Below are 15586 nucleotides of genomic sequence, written 5' to 3' on the forward strand. Positions count from 1 at the left end.
AAACAATATTACAGTGGCTAAACTTAGACCACTGTAACATTTGTTAAAACCTCTTAATTTTTAGTAGTATTCTTAAATACTCTATTAATACCTACTGAGTGGAATTCAATTCCTGAAACATTACTCTTAATCATTACAGCATTACCTTTTTGATAAACTGGGAATATAACTGCTTCATCCATTACTACGCCTTCAGCTTCTTTTAATGCTTCCCATCTCTTTTCAACATCTAATGCTAATTCACCTTTTTTAGCTGATTGAATTACTGCATCATAATCTGGATTTGACCAAAAACCATAGTTATTAGAACTATCTGTAGTCCACATATCTAAATAAGTCATTGGGTCTGCATAGTCAGGTCCCCATCTAGTTAAACCTAATTCAAATGTACCATCTTGTAATCTTTCAACTCTATTCTTCTTAGGCATAACCTCAAGATTTATAGTAACGCCTGGAAGTGTAGTTTGAATTTCTGCCTGAATAAATTGTGCGACATTTTGAGCTGCTTCTGTATCTTCAACTATCATTGTATAAGCAAATGAATCTTTGCCTAACTCTGATTTTGCCTTTTCAAAATATTCTAAGGCCTTTGCTTTATCATAAGAAAGATAAGTCTTACTTCCTTCTCTAAAATCTTTGCCATCTGGTCCTGTTGCTAATAATGTTGGTACTGCAAAATCTGCTACTATAGAACCGTCTTTTAATATATTGTTGACTATAGCTGTTTTATCAAATGACATTGCTATCGCCTTACGTAAATTTTCATTTTCTAACCCTGCAACATTTTGATTAGGAGATATATACCAAAGGTATCCAGCCATTATGTTGTTAAATTCAGAATCTGCTTGGAATTGTTCTACTTGTTCACCTGAAAGTGTAGCTACATCTAAATCACCATTTTGGTAAGCAAGCATAGTTTGTTGTGCATCTTTAATTACTTGATATTTTATTCCTGAAAGACTAACTGCTCCAGCATCCCAATAATCTTCATTTTTAACTAATTCTATAGTTGTTGCTGCTGGTTCATAAGAAGTAATCTTAAATGGTCCATTGCAAAGAATAGTATCTGGACTTGTTGCAAAACTATCACCGCATTGATTAAAGAACTCTTCATTTACTGGTAAGAATGAAGGGAATGACATTAAACTTTCAAAGAATGGAACAGGAGTGTCTAATTCAATCTCTAAAGTCTTATCATCTTTAGCTGTAACTCCTAATTGGTCTAAATCCATTTTGCCAGCTGCAATATCATCTGCATTTTTTATACCTGCGATTCCTACTATAAATGCATATTCACTTGCAACCTTAGGATCTACAAGACGTCTCCATGCAAATACAAAATCATTTGCAGTTACAGGTGTCCCATTTGTCCACTTTGCATCTTTTAAAGTAATAGTATACTTTAATCCATCCTCGCTCTTTTCAACATTTTCTGCTAAAGCCTTAATAGGTGATCCTGCATCATCTACAGAGAATAACCCTTCAGTTACTGCAGCTAAAACTTCAAAAGAAGTTCCATCTGTTGCAATTTGTGGATCCATTGATGCTACTTCAACATCAATATGAACCTTTAAACTATCAGCACCTTGGCCAGTAGCTCCATCTGTAGATTCTGATTGAGTAGGATCTCCAGATGAAGTATTGCCTGATGATGTACTAACATTTCCACATGATATCAGCCCCAATGATAATGCAGAAACAAGTACCAAGGATAATAATTGTTTAATCTTTTTCATCTTTTTGCCCCCTTATTAATTTTTATAAAAAAACAAAACGAGGTTATGGCTTTGTTTAAGTCATAACCCCGTTGTTTATTATATATTATTATAATGAGTTTATTTAATATTTGTCAATAATTTCCATATAGTTTTTTTAAATTATCAATAATTTTCGTATTACATTATTTTTTTAATAATTTACTTAACTTTATCCTAATAAACGTTTTCTAAGACATATTTATACAAATTATATACTTCTAATATTAATTTTCATCAATATTAAAATAAAGATTTATACCTTTCTACAATATTTTAATAAAAGCCAATATCATTAATATCAATCCACTTATCCAAGATATATTAATATTTATTTTTTCTGCTACCTTATTTCCTATAAAACATCCAAGTATAACTGCTATCATACCAGTTATCAATGAAAATATTACTATTTCAAAAAAATTGGCCTCTAATAAGGCCACACTAAATCCTGCTGCTAATCCGTCTAATGATAAAGCAATAGCTAAACTTGTAGCTTCCATAGATGATAAAATTTTAGACTTATCCCTATCAGCTTCTGTACTATCTGAACATACCTTTAAAAAGAATCTAAAATCTAATAACTTGAAAGACACATCTTGACTATTAGACACTCCTTTTTTTAACCATGACTTTAATGAACTATCAAATATCTTTATAATACCTAAGATAAAAAGTACACTAAAACAAACCCATGATGTAACCTCTGCTGGAATATAATCCTTAACTATATTTCCTACTAATAATGCAATAGCTAAAAAGCTTGTGCAAATAATATTAATAATAGCTACTGACTTAAATGGTATCTTAATTTTATTAGTTCCATAAGCAAAACTTGCAACAAATGCATCCATTGAAAGTGCTGTTACTAATAAAAATGACTCTATCACTGATAAAAAAACAAAACTCTTCATAATCTTTCCCCCTGCCTAACTTTATATTGTAATATATTCGACATTTAAAAATAGTGCTACAAAATTGGAACAGTCACATTTTTATATGCAACACTGTTCAATAACTGGAACATTATAATCTTTAAATAATATATTGAGATTAGGAGGTGTTTTTTTATTATGAGTAATGATGATAATACTTTGCTTAAAGTTGAAATAAATAACTATCTAAATGAAAATAATCTTTCACTTAGAAAATTTAGCAAAATAGTTGATATACCTACCTCTACATTATCAAGAATAATTAATTCAAAGCAAAAACCTAGTATTACACACATAAAAAAGCTATCAAAATTCATTCCATTATTCCTTAATAGCTTTTTGAATGATGATTTAAGTAGTAAAGATATTAATATAGATATTACTAATACTCAGGCTATCCAAAACAATGAACTATATAATATTCTAAAGTTTTCTCAATTTGCTGACTCAAAAAAGTTAAACCAAGAAATTAATAATCAATTTAATAAATGTAAAGAGTATGCTAAAACACAAGATGGGATAAATATGATAAAATCTGATTTTGATAGAAAGATAAAAGAAATTAATGGAGTTGGTCCTTTAATTGATTCACTTGAAAACCTTTATAGTAGGTATATTTTAGAAAACCCGTCTTCAACAAAGGCGTTAATCATCGGTGCTGTACTGCTTTATTTTATTATTCCACTAGATGTCATTCCAGATTATTTATTTGGAATTGGTTATATCGATGATATGCTCCTTCTTCAATTTGAACTTTCTGTTTTAGATAAATTGAAATCCAATTAAATATGTAACTATTAGCAAATTAAACTTTACATTATTAATCAAACTTATGTAAACACTACATCTATATAATTTATTATTTTAAGTTGGTGAGTTTGATTTGACTAAAATATCAAGAAGAGGTTCTGATTTAAATGATATAAGATGGTTTTCTGAAAAAGAAATTATAAGATTAAGAAAAGCACATGATGAAATAAAGTGGCTTTTAGATAGAGACTATAAGCTTGAATCTATAATAAACTTTGTTGGCAGTAGATATCAGTTTTCAACTAGACAAAGAGATTCTTTGAAACGTGCTACATGCAGCTCTGAAAATGAAATTCTCAGAAAATCGAAGGAACTGTCTACTAGTGAAATAGCCCATAATACACTAAATATAGATGGATTTAATCTAATAATTAATTTAGAGGTTGCCTTCTCTGGAGGACCCTTAATTATTGGAGATGATGGATTAATACGTGACTTAGCAGGTCTTAGAGGCACATATAAACTAATAGATAAAACTGATATAGCTCTAGATTATATATTTAAGTTTTCAAAGTTTATATATGTTGAAAATATTAACTTTTATTTAGATTCCCCTGTTTCTAACTCAGGTAACCTTAAGATTAAAATCTTAGAATATGCTGAAAAATATGACTTAGATACTAATGTAGATCTAGTAAATAACGCTGATGTTATTTTAGAAAAGTTAAATAATGTAGTTACTAGTGATGCAACAATTCTTGATAAGTGCAGTAGTTATTTTAACTTAAGTAAAAAAATAATAGATGAGTATATTAAAGATGCTATGATAATTTCTCTAATTTAAAATTACAGAGACATTATTTCTTTTTAAATAAAAATCCTAAAAAATTTAATAAGCCAGCATAGTTAACTACAAATATTAACTACGCTGACTTTAATATTATAATTTATAATCTTAAATTGAATTTACCCTCCAATTTGTCCTTTAAGACCTTCCTTTAATACTACTTCTAATAACATATCCATATGTTCACTACTTAAAGTGCTTATTCCTTCAAGTATATATGGTCTATTTAAGCCAGTATATTTATCTTGTCCCATTCTATGATAAGGAAGTAAGTGTAACTTAGTCACTCCTTTTAGCGTTTTTGCAAATCTTGCAATATCTCTAATTTCTTCTGCTGTATGATTAAATGTTGGAATTACAGGTACTCTTATAATTAAATCCGAATCTGATTCTGCAATAATTTTTGCATTTTCTAAAATGGTCTTATTATCTCTACCTGTAAACTTTTCATGCTTTTCTGAACTAATATGCTTTATATCCATAAGCACTGTATCAACCTCTGGTATTATATACCTTACTATATCAGAATCAACTCCTGCTGTAGTTTCTATAGCCGTAGATATACCAATCTCCTTACACTCATGAAGTAATGCTTTTGCAAATTCTGGTTGACACATACACTCTCCCCCTGATAAGGTTATTCCTCCACCAGAACGTTTATAATATGGTCTATCTTGCTTTATCTTCTCTAATACTTCTCTCACTGTTATATCTTGTCCTATAACTTTATTCTTTCCTGCTACGACCATATTTTCTATATCAAAGTTTTGAGACTCTGGATTACAACACCATTGGCATCTAAAGATGCACCCCTTTAAAAATACTATAGTTCTAATTCCTGGGCCATCATGTATTGAGAACTTTTGTATATCAAAAATTCTACCTTTTACATCTAAATTATTCATATTATCTCACCCTTCTAGAAGCCTCTTTGCTCTGTACGATTAATGATATCATCTTGCAATGATCTAGATAATGATGTGAATAATGCACTATATCCAGCAACACGAACAACTAAAGTCTTATATTTTTCTGGGTTCTTTTGAGCCTCTATTAATGTATCTCTACTTACTACGTTAAATTGGATATGACTTCCCTTTTGATCAAAGTATCCTCTTATAAAGTTAACAAAGGCTTCAAGTCCAGTTCTTCCTGCTAAAACTGATGGATGGAACTTTTGATTAAATAATGTTCCATTAGATGCTATTCCATGATCAAGCTTTGCTACTGAATTAGCTGCTGCTGTTGGACCAAATAAGTCCTTACCAGCAGATGGAGATACCCCATCTGCTACTGGAGTATGAGCTAATCTTCCATCAGGAGTGGCTCCTGTTTGGGCTCCTAGAGGTACATTTGCTGAAACTGGATAAAGACCAGCTTGATATTGACCACCTCTTGGATTTTTATAATTTTCTAATGGTCTAGTATATACATAAGCTACATCTCTAGCAAATTGGTCTACTTCCTTAATATCATTTCCGAACTTAGGAACTTCATCAATCATTTCAAGTAACTTATCATATTTAGATTTTTTAGAATTATCTAAGCTATCTAATGCTATAGTAGCTGATACTTGAGCAACTACCTCTGCATCTATAGTATGTCCATCATTTTCTAACTTTTTAATAACTTCTCTTGTTAATTCCTCAACTCTTTCTAAAGACAATCCTCTTCCGTAATTATTTTCAAGAGCATCTTTATACTCAGCTAAAGTTACCTTCTTTTCATCAAAAACTAACTTCTTAATTGCGTATAATGAATCCGCCATATTAGCAACTCCAAAACCTTGTGGTCCTGTAAAGTTATATATAGCCCCACCTTCTTGAACACTCTTACCTCTCTTAATACAATCATCCACCATAGATGATAAATATGGCAATGGGCATCTTTCCATGTGAGCTACATCTATAGAATTATCTGCATTAACTAGTAATTCTATACAATATTTCATTTGCTTTTTATAAGCATCATAAAACTCTTCAAAAGTTTCCATATTAGTTACATCACCAGTTTCTACCCCTACTAGTTCACCTTTATCATATCCATTACTAAATACTAATTCTAAAGGTCTACACATATTAAAGAATGCAGCATCATGCCATCCATCTGTCTTTCCAGCCTTTTGAGGTTCAACGCATCCGATTATGTTGTATTCCCTAGCATCTGCTAAAGTAAGTCCACGATTAAGTAGTGATGGAATTATAACTTCATCATTGTAATATGCAGGCAACCCAATTCCTGTACGAGTTAATTTAGCTGCTTTTATTAATAATTCATGAGGGCTTCCATTCCATACTCTTATTGATAACGATGGTTGAGGTAGCATTACATGCATTGATGATTCAATAGCCATAAATGATAAATCATTTGTTACATCTATTCCTCCTGCATCTTGTCCACCAACTATTAAGTTTTGGAATAGACCATAACCTGCAAAACCTTCTGCTGATCCAGCATCTCTTACTTTATTAAGATCATTTAGTTTTACCCAGATACAATCCATTAGCTCTTGGGCAAACTCCTTAGTTATCTTTCCACTTTCTATATCAGCTTTATAGTAAGGATACATATATTGATCAAATCTACCTGGAGATATAGAATGCCCACTAGATTCTACTTGAAGTAACATTTGTACAAACCAGAAGGATTGGCATGCTTCATAAAAGCTCCTTGCTCCTTTTGCTGGAACCCTGGCACAGTTAGAAGCTATCTCTAACAACTCATTTCTTCTAACATTATCATTGCACTGCTTTGCCATATTAAGTGCTAATTCAGCATAACGATTAGCATAAACTATTACAGCTTCGCAGCTTTGAATTACAGACTTCAAAAAATGACTTCTCTTTGCATAATCATGATCTGCAACATTACATTTAGAAAGCTCTTCCTTTACTTCTTCTATAATACCTTCATACCCAACTTCTAAAACCTTTTCATATTTTACTGTAACATGTCCAACCCCATTATAATAATAATTTCCTGGAGTAAATATGTTATGCTCCATAGCCTTAATTGTTTCATCTGCCATATATGATGTCGCTAATTCACTAGTAGTCTTACCTTTCCAATACTTATAAACATCTCTTAGTATCTTTTTATTATCTTCCGATATGTAAAAAGGATCTGCACTTCTAGTCTCAACTGTATCAAACTCTTTTTCTAACCAATCACAAGAAAACTCTGGAAAGACCTGACAGCTTCTTGGAGATTTGGTAGCACTTCCTACTATTAATTCATCCTTACGAATAGTTATTGGAATATTTCTTAATATATGAGAAAATGCCTTAGCTCTTCTAACTATTATAGGTTGTCCCTCAGATTCCTTGTATGATTCTGTTAAAAGAACAGCTCTATCTGATTCTATCTCAGGTAGCTTCTCAAATAATTGATCTACAAGATTTTGTATTCTTGGACTTTTATTTATTTCATAAATATTTTGACTCATATTACCCTCCTATCTGTATATTACCCTCTTATTTATTTGTATTTTATACCTATACTTTATAATATACTCTTTTATTGAATTTTTTCAATATATTTCCACAATTTTATGTTGTTTTTCTTTTGTTTATGTTGTATGTTAATTGATTTCCCCTTTAATTATTAATAAAATTTGCATATAAATAATTAAAATTCCCTAAGTCAGTATAGCCTTAGGGAATTCTAATTATTTATTATCTGTTTTCATTTGAAACATCTCATTGTCTATAATGAAACGTTCATGTGTACCTTCTCCAATTTTGCCACGTTCATCAAAAGCTTCAACTTTAAATACAATTCTTCTTCTATCTACTTCAATAACCTCACTTTTTGCAGTTACTTCCATGCCAATGGGAGTACTAGAAAGATGCTTTATATTCATAAGTGTTCCTACACTTCCCTTACCCTCTTCTAACTTCCCTTGAATGCTTTTATATGCTGCTTCTTCCATTAATGCAACCATAGAAGGTGTTGCATATACATTTAACTCTCCACTTCTAAGAGTTTTGGCAATATTATTTTCATTTACCTTGTCTTTAGCCTGACCAACTATTCCAACTTCAATCATATTATTCCCTCCATATAATCAGTAAAAGCATATCTAAAACTTTTTATAGTTTTAAATATGCCTTTATTGTATCATAATGTATTTTAACTTTCTTTCTATCTCGAGAATTTATTAGTTTAACAGCCATCTAAGTAGTAGGCTGTTTTCAATAAACTTTCGCTTACAGTACGCTTCCCTTGATTTCACTAAAAATTTAATGTCTCTTTATAAGTCTAACAACTGTCTCAGCATGCGGTGTATGATGATAACATCTGTAAAAGCTTGTCTACATCTGTCTATATGTATTTATTTTTTATTGCAATATAATAAAATTCGAGATACTCTTTGGTAAAACTTGTCTGCTATTTATTATATTTATTTATTTATGTTTACGTCATTGGTGGAAAATTGGTGGAACTTCCACCCATTAATTTAGTAATGATCCAGCTCTATTGTCTTATGTTTCTATCTTATTCTCTTCTATAGTATTTAAAATCATTGCTCTAAGAAATTTTTTATAATCTCCTTTGCTTCTTAAGTTAGAAAGTTCACTCAACATTTCAACTTCATCTTCATCCAAGTATATATTTATATTTTCACTTAATAAGTTTTGCTTAGATTTCTCTAGTTTTTTTCTCTTTTTAATATATTCTAATATTTCTTTATGGATACAATATACTATAAAGAAATTAACAAATCCAGTAGCTAAATAACATATTACACTCTCATTCAATACCATAACCTCCAGTTAATTTATTGTATGGCTCCCATATACATTTAACTCTTATATAATCGCTCACCCTTAATCCTTCTTTCTTTGCTAATAACTTTAATATTTCTTTCTCTCTTATGCTTACCTGCACTGTTGCTCTTTCACATTGCAAATCATTAATATTTTTTCTCCTCTCTATTACTCGATAATTAACCAGTCTTTTATCCGAATTTTTCACCATACACTCCCCCACTCTATAGCCGATACTCTTACCGACTTATTTTTACTCTTTTAACACACTATTACCACCATATTACATCACTATCGATAGGTTAAGATGAATTATAATAGTGTGGTATTACCACCATAATTTTCATTTTTCTTCACCTCTTGAATAAATACTTATTAAGTTACTACTAATATATCTAAAAGGTATTGGAGATAACCCTCTCAATACATCTTTTATATACATACTCGGCTTACTATATTTAATTAATTCATTGTATAACTCTAGTTCTTCTCTTCTGTCTGGATTAAACTCTATAGTAACTCTCAATCTTCCCATACTATTTACTCCTTTTTGTATACTTTTTACTACTTTTTGTTCACTTTAGTATAAATATATTAAGAATACATCAAAATATTCCCATTAAATTTATCTTTTACGTATAAACCATTTATTCTATGTCTATAATTTTAGATGATTGATGTTATTTTTCTTCATTAATACTCCCTAAGCTATTTTAGCTTAAAGTTATCAAATGTTAATATTCTCGAAAAGCTCTGTAGTAATACAGGGCTTTTGAATTTTAAAATAAAAAATACCGCATATTCATTTCGAATAATACGGTGTTGTAATATGGATAATTGTAATTATTAATTATTTTCATATATTATAGCTACTTCGCCTGTACCAATAATACCAATTGTTGCTTTGTCCCCTAAATTATTAAGAATAATTTTTTGTTTGTATGGAAGTTTTAAATATGCTAAAAGCTCTTTATTTTGATCTAATAGTAATACGGATGTTTTTGTATCTGTTAATAACTCGATTGAAGCACTATATTCTTTTAAATTTTCTATATCATATATTCCTTGTTTATAAATATCAGATTTAATTGGTTGATATGCTTTAACATTAACAGGAAATATACATATTATAATTAGAAAAGTTATAATAAAACATTTTTTTACCATTCTAATTCCTCCATTAATTATATAAGTTCTCTTAAGATATTTTACCCCAATATCTAAACACTTTATACAAATTTACTTATTAAGTAATGGAGAAATAATTTTTTCTAACTTACTTTATTAACTTTATGAAAAACACCCTCTGTTTATTATATTTTTCTTACTAAACAGAAGGTTCTTACTATTTAATCTTATTAATTTTTCTATTGTTTAAATTATTTAATTAGGTTTTATAATTGAAGAATCATTATAATATACTGTATCTTTATTAGGAATATATAAACCGTCTTCATAATAAGCCTTGTCATAAGTTTTATTACACGTATCTTGTACATCCATTAATGCCTCTCCAAATCTTTGGAAGTGCACAACTTCTCTTTGTCTTAAGAAACGTAAAACTTCTTTTATATCCTGATCATCAGTAAGATTAATTAACCATTCGTAAGTTGCCCTTGCTTTTTGTTCAGCAGCCATATCTTCATGAAGATCAGCAACTACATCACCTTTAGCTTGAATATAGGTTGCAGTCCATGGATTTCCTTGTGCATCAGTATAATATAAAGCTCTACCGTGATCTGTATAATGACCACCTAAATCAGCTTCAACCAATTCTTCTTTAGTAGCATTAGACATTAATTGATATATCATAGTCGCAATCATCTCAACATGAGCCATCTCTTCTGTAGCAATATCTGTTAATAATGCTTTTGATTTTCCAGTTGGCATTGTATAACGTTGATTTTGATATCTAAGAGCTGCACTTAATTCACCATCTGGTCCCCCGTATTGAGACATCAAAAACTTCGCCATTTTTAAATCTTTAGATTTTAAATTTATTGGATATTCTAGTGTTTTAATATAATACCACATTAAGTTACCCCTCCTTATTTATTTTCCCAAGGCCATGGATTAGATGTCCACTTTTCAGGATTTTCAATTGAAGCAGTGCCAAAGTTAGTTAATGGTCCATAGCACTTTTCATATTTACAAACTAAAAAGCCTATCTTCTTAGAAATTTCATTATAATCATCTATAGCTTCTTGATTCGTTGGAAAGTTATCTAAATATAAATTTAGTTCTACTGCATAAAAAATATATTTCATAATTTTATATAACAATTCATTTTCATTCATAATATCACCTCTATAATAATTTATTTTTCACTTTCTACATAAGGTCTATAAAGATCTCTAAAAATTGTTCCTATTTTTAAAGCAGTATAAGCTGGAAGTAAATTTCTATACCTTTGGGGTACTATATATGCCTTAGCATATTTATTATTTCTTATTAAATTATCCTTAGTACTCAATTTTTTGATCCTCCTCTTAAGTTTTTTTATTATATAATATGTAGAATTCAATAAATAGGTTACATATATTAGCACCTTTTTACTAAACTTATTTTGCTGATATATAAATAGATTTTAAATGTATATTAGGATTAAAATCGGAAATACTAAAAATAAATTAATCTTAAAGCTTGCTTTCACTTCTTTAAAAACTATTGATAAATTTATTGACTTATTAAAATTTAATAATGTAGCCGTTAAAGAACTTCGGAGAGATGACTACTTAATATACCTTTAACCTTTACATAAAAAAGAGAGCCAAATACTTTAATTTCGTATTTAGCTCTCTTTTTTATTTGTGTATAAATATCTTTATTTATGCACATAATCTAAAGTGTCTTTCTATTATACATAATCCCCCAATACCAAAAAGGCTAGAGTTCCAATTACGGAACCCTAGCCTTTTGCAATTTCACTTATTTAATTATTTCGCACTTCCATAAGATTGTTCCTTACTATTATTATCTTTTATTAAATATATACCTATGATAACTGTAAGTACTATTGCAATATAAGACAATATAGATACTTCATTAAAAGAATTTGACCAACTATAATTCCCACTTGCAACCTCTTTTAATGTAACTGAAATTTCCCCTATTGCAATTATTATCGCAGTAGTCAAAAATGATAACCCTATAAGTAAACACCCTATAACCTTTTTCATAGTAATCTCTCCTTATTTTACATTTCATTAATGCGTTATACAATACAACTACATAATATATTAAAGATTATTCATCTCTTTTTTTGAAACCTATAATACTAGTTATAACAACCATTAATAGCATTTCTACTATCAATACTATTGCTAGTGTCAATATAAAACTAAATAATGTTCCAAATGTATAGTTTAACACCCTATATAAATATATACCTGTCATTATACCCAAAAAAGCTGAAATTCCATTTGCTATTCCTTTAATTCTAATTGTTAAGTCAGTACTACAGTTACTACATTTAATACAATTATTCTTATCAAATAGAGATTTTAAAATTTCTTCAAATCCTAACTTTTTCTTACACTCTGGACATATTCTCATAATATCACCTCAAATACTAATTATTTAATTATGTTTTGAACGAATAATTTAATACACTTACTCAATACTTTAAAATTACTCACTACTTGATTTTATTTAATTCATCAAAAAATATTGAAATTTCTCCACACTTTGGACACACAGCAGCCTTCACCTTTCCTTTAGTATTTGATGAAAAAATACCTCCACCTTTAGCTAATACTACTGATGCTACGGCAGTAAGGTTTTCAGTTTTAAGCATATAATCTTCAACCATAACTTCATCACATCTTAAACATTTTCTCATATTACCCCTCCTACACGAAAAATATAATACTATTACTTATTTCTTTTTTTCATATATAATAATAACCCTAATACTATAACAAAGATTATTCCTATTACAACAAATAACGGTGATATTTTAATAGCCACTAATGTTCCTGTTACACTTTCCATAAAAATCCTCTCCTTGATTTAAGTATATAAATTTATACGTTAATTATATCATATTTTGTAAATATATTGATATTAAATAAAAAATCTAACTGTGTAGAAGTTAAAGCTCTTGGGAGAGATGAGTATGTAGTTAGGCTTTAATTTCTGCAAAAAATAACCCTAGATAATTAAATTAATAATTATCTAGGGTTTATATTAGTTTACTATTGTATGGATACAATTCATTTGTTATAATATGTATATATATATATCAATTGTTATTTAATTAAATTCAGTTTGAAATAAAAGCCTAAAATTTTTATTTCAATATTTAATTGCTTAAACTTCTTAGGCATTAACGCACCTCCTTTCAAGGTGTAATAAGAAAAGCTTAGATACCGCAAATATCTAAGCTTTTTTGTTTTTTGATAAAGAAGGCTAGAGCCCCAATTACGGAACCCTAGCCTTTTTTCTAATATATTGGATTATTTGTTATTGATGAATCATTATCTCTTGGAGCCCATATTGCAACCTTACCATAATCTTTTGTTTGAATTATATAAACATCAGTCGCAGGATTACCTAGTATTTCATAGCTTAATCCTCCAAACATAGCAGGCTTTAAATCACCTATCTTATAAGGTGTTGTGTATGGTCCTTTTTCATTATATATTGCCCATCTTTGCATATGTGACTTTAAGTTTAAGTATCTCTTAGATGGTTTCGGAGTTGAAGGAGCTGTATTCCCGACTGACACCACTTGTAAGTCTTTTGCATATACCCAGCTAACTATATCCCCTAATAAGCACTTGTTGCCATTTACTTGTTGCACTGTATAAGTATTATTCTTAACCCATCCTGGTACTACTTCGCCTGTTGCATAATTTGCCCCTATTACTCTTACTTTACTTCCTACCTTTATTCCCCCAACTGAATTAGCTGGTGGCGTTTGTGTAGATGTCTCATTTAAAGCATTTAATTCTGATTGAATCATATTTAAGAACCTTTTCCATCCCATATCTAACGTTCTATGAGGACAATACTTATTGCTAAAATCTTGATGTTTCTTTACATTATTAATTATCCATCCGTATTGTTTTAATAATGTTGCTACTTCTTTTGCTGCTCTCTGTTCTGCTTTTATAAATCTATCTCCACCAGATTTAGAGTAACATATTTCTACTGCTATATAATTTCTATTCCCCTGTCCATTTCCTCCATCTCCTGCATGCCATGCATTTCTATTGAATGGAATACATTGTATAGCTTCTTTATCATCTATTACTATATGAAAAGATACTTCATTTAAATTATCCGCTCTAGCCATATAGTTTCTTTCATTTATAGCTGTAGCATCATTCGCAGTATTATGAATACAAATTCCCTTTGGTTGCATTGAATAAGGGCACTTTGTTGAATACTGGCTTTCTGGTATTAAATTTTTTACTAAACTCATTTTACATTCCTTCTTTCTTTTAATTTATTATTTTATGAAAAAAGAGAGCCTATCGGCCCTCATAATTATTCTTTACTTATAAAGTTTCTAAACATCTCATACAATCCAGTTGAAGCAAGTCCACTTATAAGTCCTCCAACAATCACAACTGGAGTTACTGCTCCTGAATTAACAAATATATTAAATGCTACCCCTACAATCCCCATAATTAATGGTATGTATTTATTATCTATAAAATCTAGTGAGTATTTAATAATAAACCCTACTCCTAAACAAAAAGCTAAAACTATAACTACTAAAAATTCATTTAAAAAAGTTAAATCCATAATTAACACTCTCCTCTTTCTATTAAAACTTTATCTAATTTACTCTCCATAGAATTTACTTTTGTATCGACATGTTCTACTTTCTTTACTAAGTTTTCTGTTAATATCCTATTACTTGTACTTAGTTCCTCATTTGTTTTTGTAACTCTATCTAATGTTGTCTCTATTCTTGTCCATATCTTTTTATACATGAACCAAATTAATAAAATACACATAGCTACTGGGAAAACAAAGCTATTAAATAATGTGGTTATTTCATTCATACTGCACCTTCCTTTTATTTTTTGTATTAAAATAAGCTAGACTATAAAAATCTAGCTTACTAATATATTTTTAAACTTCTTAATATACTATCTTATAAGTTGTTTAAATCCTTCTTTTATAGGAATAAGCTGCTATACTAAATCTATTTATCCAAACAACCTACTCTAAAATTACTCACATTATTAAAATAAGATGTAGAACCCCAAGTATTACTTGATTTCTACAGCTTATTTTTTTATTGAATAATTTATATTGAAATGTAAATAATATTTATTGAAGCAAAACTACTCAAGCATCAGTTTATTGCTCCATAAAAATTAAATTTTTTATCTTATAATTTAATTCCAGACAGGTCTATTACCTATAAAAGAGCTTATTTTTTAAGCTCTTTTTGTTTTATAATCATGCATATTAAAAATTTATTTGGTAATTCTATAATTGTAACTTAAAATTTTCTACATAACTCTAAGATGTAGTTTATTCTACATCTATACCCTAATACATAATAATAGA

Annotated in this window: 21 protein-coding genes; 2 read left to right on the forward strand and 19 right to left on the reverse strand. The window is 29.2% G+C overall.

The annotated features are described in order from the left end of the window. Positions 1-53: 53 nt before the first annotated feature. The gene (locus H8S20_RS08070) at positions 54-1736 is read right to left on the reverse strand and encodes a peptide ABC transporter substrate-binding protein (protein WP_186859783.1); all 1683 of its coding nucleotides are present in this window, start codon (positions 1734-1736) and stop codon (positions 54-56) included. Positions 1737-2020: 284 nt separating this feature from the next. Then, positions 2021-2668 (reverse strand): sporulation membrane protein YtaF, encoded by a 648-nt coding sequence (gene ytaF, locus H8S20_RS08075; protein ID WP_051986749.1) that lies wholly within the window; start codon positions 2666-2668, stop codon positions 2021-2023. 159 nt (positions 2669-2827) lie between these two features. Here ytaF and H8S20_RS08080 point away from each other — a divergent pair, with 159 nt between their 5' ends. Further along, positions 2828-3475 carry a DUF1232 domain-containing protein gene (locus tag H8S20_RS08080; protein WP_032117331.1) on the forward strand — a complete coding sequence of 216 codons (648 nt, stop codon included), beginning with the start codon at positions 2828-2830 and terminating at the stop codon, positions 3473-3475. A gap of 97 nt (positions 3476-3572) precedes the next feature. Beyond that, positions 3573-4283, forward strand: a complete 711-nt coding sequence (locus tag H8S20_RS08085) for a DUF434 domain-containing protein (protein ID WP_207725284.1) — start codon at positions 3573-3575, stop codon at positions 4281-4283. 122 nt (positions 4284-4405) lie between these two features. On the opposite strand, the gene H8S20_RS08090 is transcribed toward H8S20_RS08085, so the two are convergent. From H8S20_RS08090 to H8S20_RS08170, 17 genes are all read right to left on the reverse strand, one after another. Continuing rightward, positions 4406-5191, reverse strand: a complete 786-nt coding sequence (locus tag H8S20_RS08090) for a glycyl-radical enzyme activating protein (protein ID WP_186859784.1) — start codon at positions 5189-5191, stop codon at positions 4406-4408. 14 nt (positions 5192-5205) lie between these two features. Then, positions 5206-7731: a glycyl radical protein gene (locus H8S20_RS08095; protein ID WP_186859785.1), complete on the reverse strand. Its 2526-nt coding sequence runs from the start codon at positions 7729-7731 to the stop codon at positions 5206-5208. Between the two features lie 222 nt (positions 7732-7953). Further along, on the reverse strand, positions 7954-8334 hold the full coding sequence (locus H8S20_RS08100; protein ID WP_186859786.1) for a thioesterase family protein: 381 nt from the start codon (positions 8332-8334) through the stop codon (positions 7954-7956). A 436-nt stretch (positions 8335-8770) separates the two neighbouring features. Further along, positions 8771-9046 (reverse strand): hypothetical protein, encoded by a 276-nt coding sequence (locus H8S20_RS08105; RefSeq protein ID WP_186859787.1) that lies wholly within the window; start codon positions 9044-9046, stop codon positions 8771-8773. Next, a complete protein-coding gene (locus H8S20_RS08110; RefSeq protein ID WP_186859788.1) occupies positions 9039-9266 on the reverse strand; it encodes a hypothetical protein in 228 nt (75 codons plus the stop codon). The genes H8S20_RS08105 and H8S20_RS08110 overlap by 8 nt, the downstream gene beginning before the upstream one ends. A gap of 132 nt (positions 9267-9398) precedes the next feature. Further along, on the reverse strand, positions 9399-9590 hold the full coding sequence (locus H8S20_RS08115) for a hypothetical protein (RefSeq protein WP_186859789.1): 192 nt from the start codon (positions 9588-9590) through the stop codon (positions 9399-9401). Positions 9591-9901: 311 nt separating this feature from the next. Next, a complete protein-coding gene (locus tag H8S20_RS08120; protein ID WP_186859790.1) occupies positions 9902-10222 on the reverse strand; it encodes a hypothetical protein in 321 nt (106 codons plus the stop codon). 216 nt (positions 10223-10438) lie between these two features. Next, positions 10439-11089 (reverse strand): manganese catalase family protein, encoded by a 651-nt coding sequence (locus H8S20_RS08125; protein WP_186859791.1) that lies wholly within the window; start codon positions 11087-11089, stop codon positions 10439-10441. A gap of 14 nt (positions 11090-11103) precedes the next feature. Then, positions 11104-11352, reverse strand: coding sequence for a spore coat protein CotJB (locus tag H8S20_RS08130; RefSeq protein WP_186859792.1), 249 nt, complete (start codon positions 11350-11352; stop codon positions 11104-11106). Between the two features lie 20 nt (positions 11353-11372). Beyond that, entirely contained in the window at positions 11373-11528 is a 156-nt protein-coding gene (locus H8S20_RS08135) for a spore coat associated protein CotJA (RefSeq protein WP_186859793.1), read from the reverse strand. A 463-nt stretch (positions 11529-11991) separates the two neighbouring features. Next, positions 11992-12234: a hypothetical protein gene (locus H8S20_RS08140; RefSeq protein ID WP_186859794.1), complete on the reverse strand. Its 243-nt coding sequence runs from the start codon at positions 12232-12234 to the stop codon at positions 11992-11994. 67 nt (positions 12235-12301) lie between these two features. Then, entirely contained in the window at positions 12302-12610 is a 309-nt protein-coding gene (locus H8S20_RS08145; RefSeq protein WP_186859795.1) for a hypothetical protein, read from the reverse strand. Positions 12611-12692: 82 nt separating this feature from the next. Continuing rightward, positions 12693-12896: a hypothetical protein gene (locus H8S20_RS08150; protein WP_186859796.1), complete on the reverse strand. Its 204-nt coding sequence runs from the start codon at positions 12894-12896 to the stop codon at positions 12693-12695. 32 nt (positions 12897-12928) lie between these two features. Next, positions 12929-13048 (reverse strand): LPXTG cell wall anchor domain-containing protein, encoded by a 120-nt coding sequence (locus H8S20_RS08155; protein ID WP_186859797.1) that lies wholly within the window; start codon positions 13046-13048, stop codon positions 12929-12931. A gap of 451 nt (positions 13049-13499) precedes the next feature. Next, positions 13500-14483, reverse strand: a complete 984-nt coding sequence (locus H8S20_RS08160; protein WP_186859798.1) for a peptidoglycan recognition protein family protein — start codon at positions 14481-14483, stop codon at positions 13500-13502. 65 nt (positions 14484-14548) lie between these two features. After that, entirely contained in the window at positions 14549-14809 is a 261-nt protein-coding gene (locus tag H8S20_RS08165) for a phage holin family protein (protein ID WP_186859799.1), read from the reverse strand. Positions 14810-14811: 2 nt separating this feature from the next. Further along, on the reverse strand, positions 14812-15072 hold the full coding sequence (locus tag H8S20_RS08170; protein WP_186859800.1) for an iduronate sulfatase: 261 nt from the start codon (positions 15070-15072) through the stop codon (positions 14812-14814). Positions 15073-15586: the final 514 nt, after the last annotated feature.

It is taken from the genome of Clostridium hominis, assembly GCF_014287825.1.
GTDB classification, from domain to species: domain Bacteria; phylum Bacillota; class Clostridia; order Clostridiales; family Clostridiaceae; genus Clostridium; species Clostridium hominis.

Excerpts from the sequence above, each read along its gene's own strand:
- H8S20_RS08080 (WP_032117331.1), top strand. The coding sequence starts at position 2,828 with ATGAGTAATGATGATAATACTTTGCTTAAAGTTGAAATAAATAACTAT.
- H8S20_RS08140 (WP_186859794.1), bottom strand. The coding sequence starts at position 12,234 with ATGAAAAAGGTTATAGGGTGTTTACTTATAGGGTTATCATTTTTGACT.
- H8S20_RS08070 (WP_186859783.1), bottom strand. The coding sequence starts at position 1,736 with ATGAAAAAGATTAAACAATTATTATCCTTGGTACTTGTTTCTGCATTA.
- ytaF (WP_051986749.1), bottom strand. The coding sequence starts at position 2,668 with ATGAAGAGTTTTGTTTTTTTATCAGTGATAGAGTCATTTTTATTAGTA.
- H8S20_RS08130 (WP_186859792.1), bottom strand. The coding sequence starts at position 11,352 with ATGAATGAAAATGAATTGTTATATAAAATTATGAAATATATTTTTTAT.
- H8S20_RS08110 (WP_186859788.1), bottom strand. The coding sequence starts at position 9,266 with ATGGTGAAAAATTCGGATAAAAGACTGGTTAATTATCGAGTAATAGAG.
- H8S20_RS08125 (WP_186859791.1), bottom strand. The coding sequence starts at position 11,089 with ATGTGGTATTATATTAAAACACTAGAATATCCAATAAATTTAAAATCT.
- H8S20_RS08120 (WP_186859790.1), bottom strand. The coding sequence starts at position 10,222 with ATGGTAAAAAAATGTTTTATTATAACTTTTCTAATTATAATATGTATA.
- H8S20_RS08090 (WP_186859784.1), bottom strand. The coding sequence starts at position 5,191 with ATGAATAATTTAGATGTAAAAGGTAGAATTTTTGATATACAAAAGTTC.
- H8S20_RS08155 (WP_186859797.1), bottom strand. The coding sequence starts at position 13,048 with ATGGAAAGTGTAACAGGAACATTAGTGGCTATTAAAATATCACCGTTA.
- H8S20_RS08100 (WP_186859786.1), bottom strand. The coding sequence starts at position 8,334 with ATGATTGAAGTTGGAATAGTTGGTCAGGCTAAAGACAAGGTAAATGAA.
- H8S20_RS08160 (WP_186859798.1), bottom strand. The coding sequence starts at position 14,483 with ATGAGTTTAGTAAAAAATTTAATACCAGAAAGCCAGTATTCAACAAAG.
- H8S20_RS08165 (WP_186859799.1), bottom strand. The coding sequence starts at position 14,809 with ATGGATTTAACTTTTTTAAATGAATTTTTAGTAGTTATAGTTTTAGCT.
- H8S20_RS08145 (WP_186859795.1), bottom strand. The coding sequence starts at position 12,610 with ATGAGAATATGTCCAGAGTGTAAGAAAAAGTTAGGATTTGAAGAAATT.
- H8S20_RS08170 (WP_186859800.1), bottom strand. The coding sequence starts at position 15,072 with ATGAATGAAATAACCACATTATTTAATAGCTTTGTTTTCCCAGTAGCT.
- H8S20_RS08095 (WP_186859785.1), bottom strand. The coding sequence starts at position 7,731 with ATGAGTCAAAATATTTATGAAATAAATAAAAGTCCAAGAATACAAAAT.
- H8S20_RS08115 (WP_186859789.1), bottom strand. The coding sequence starts at position 9,590 with ATGGGAAGATTGAGAGTTACTATAGAGTTTAATCCAGACAGAAGAGAA.
- H8S20_RS08150 (WP_186859796.1), bottom strand. The coding sequence starts at position 12,896 with ATGAGAAAATGTTTAAGATGTGATGAAGTTATGGTTGAAGATTATATG.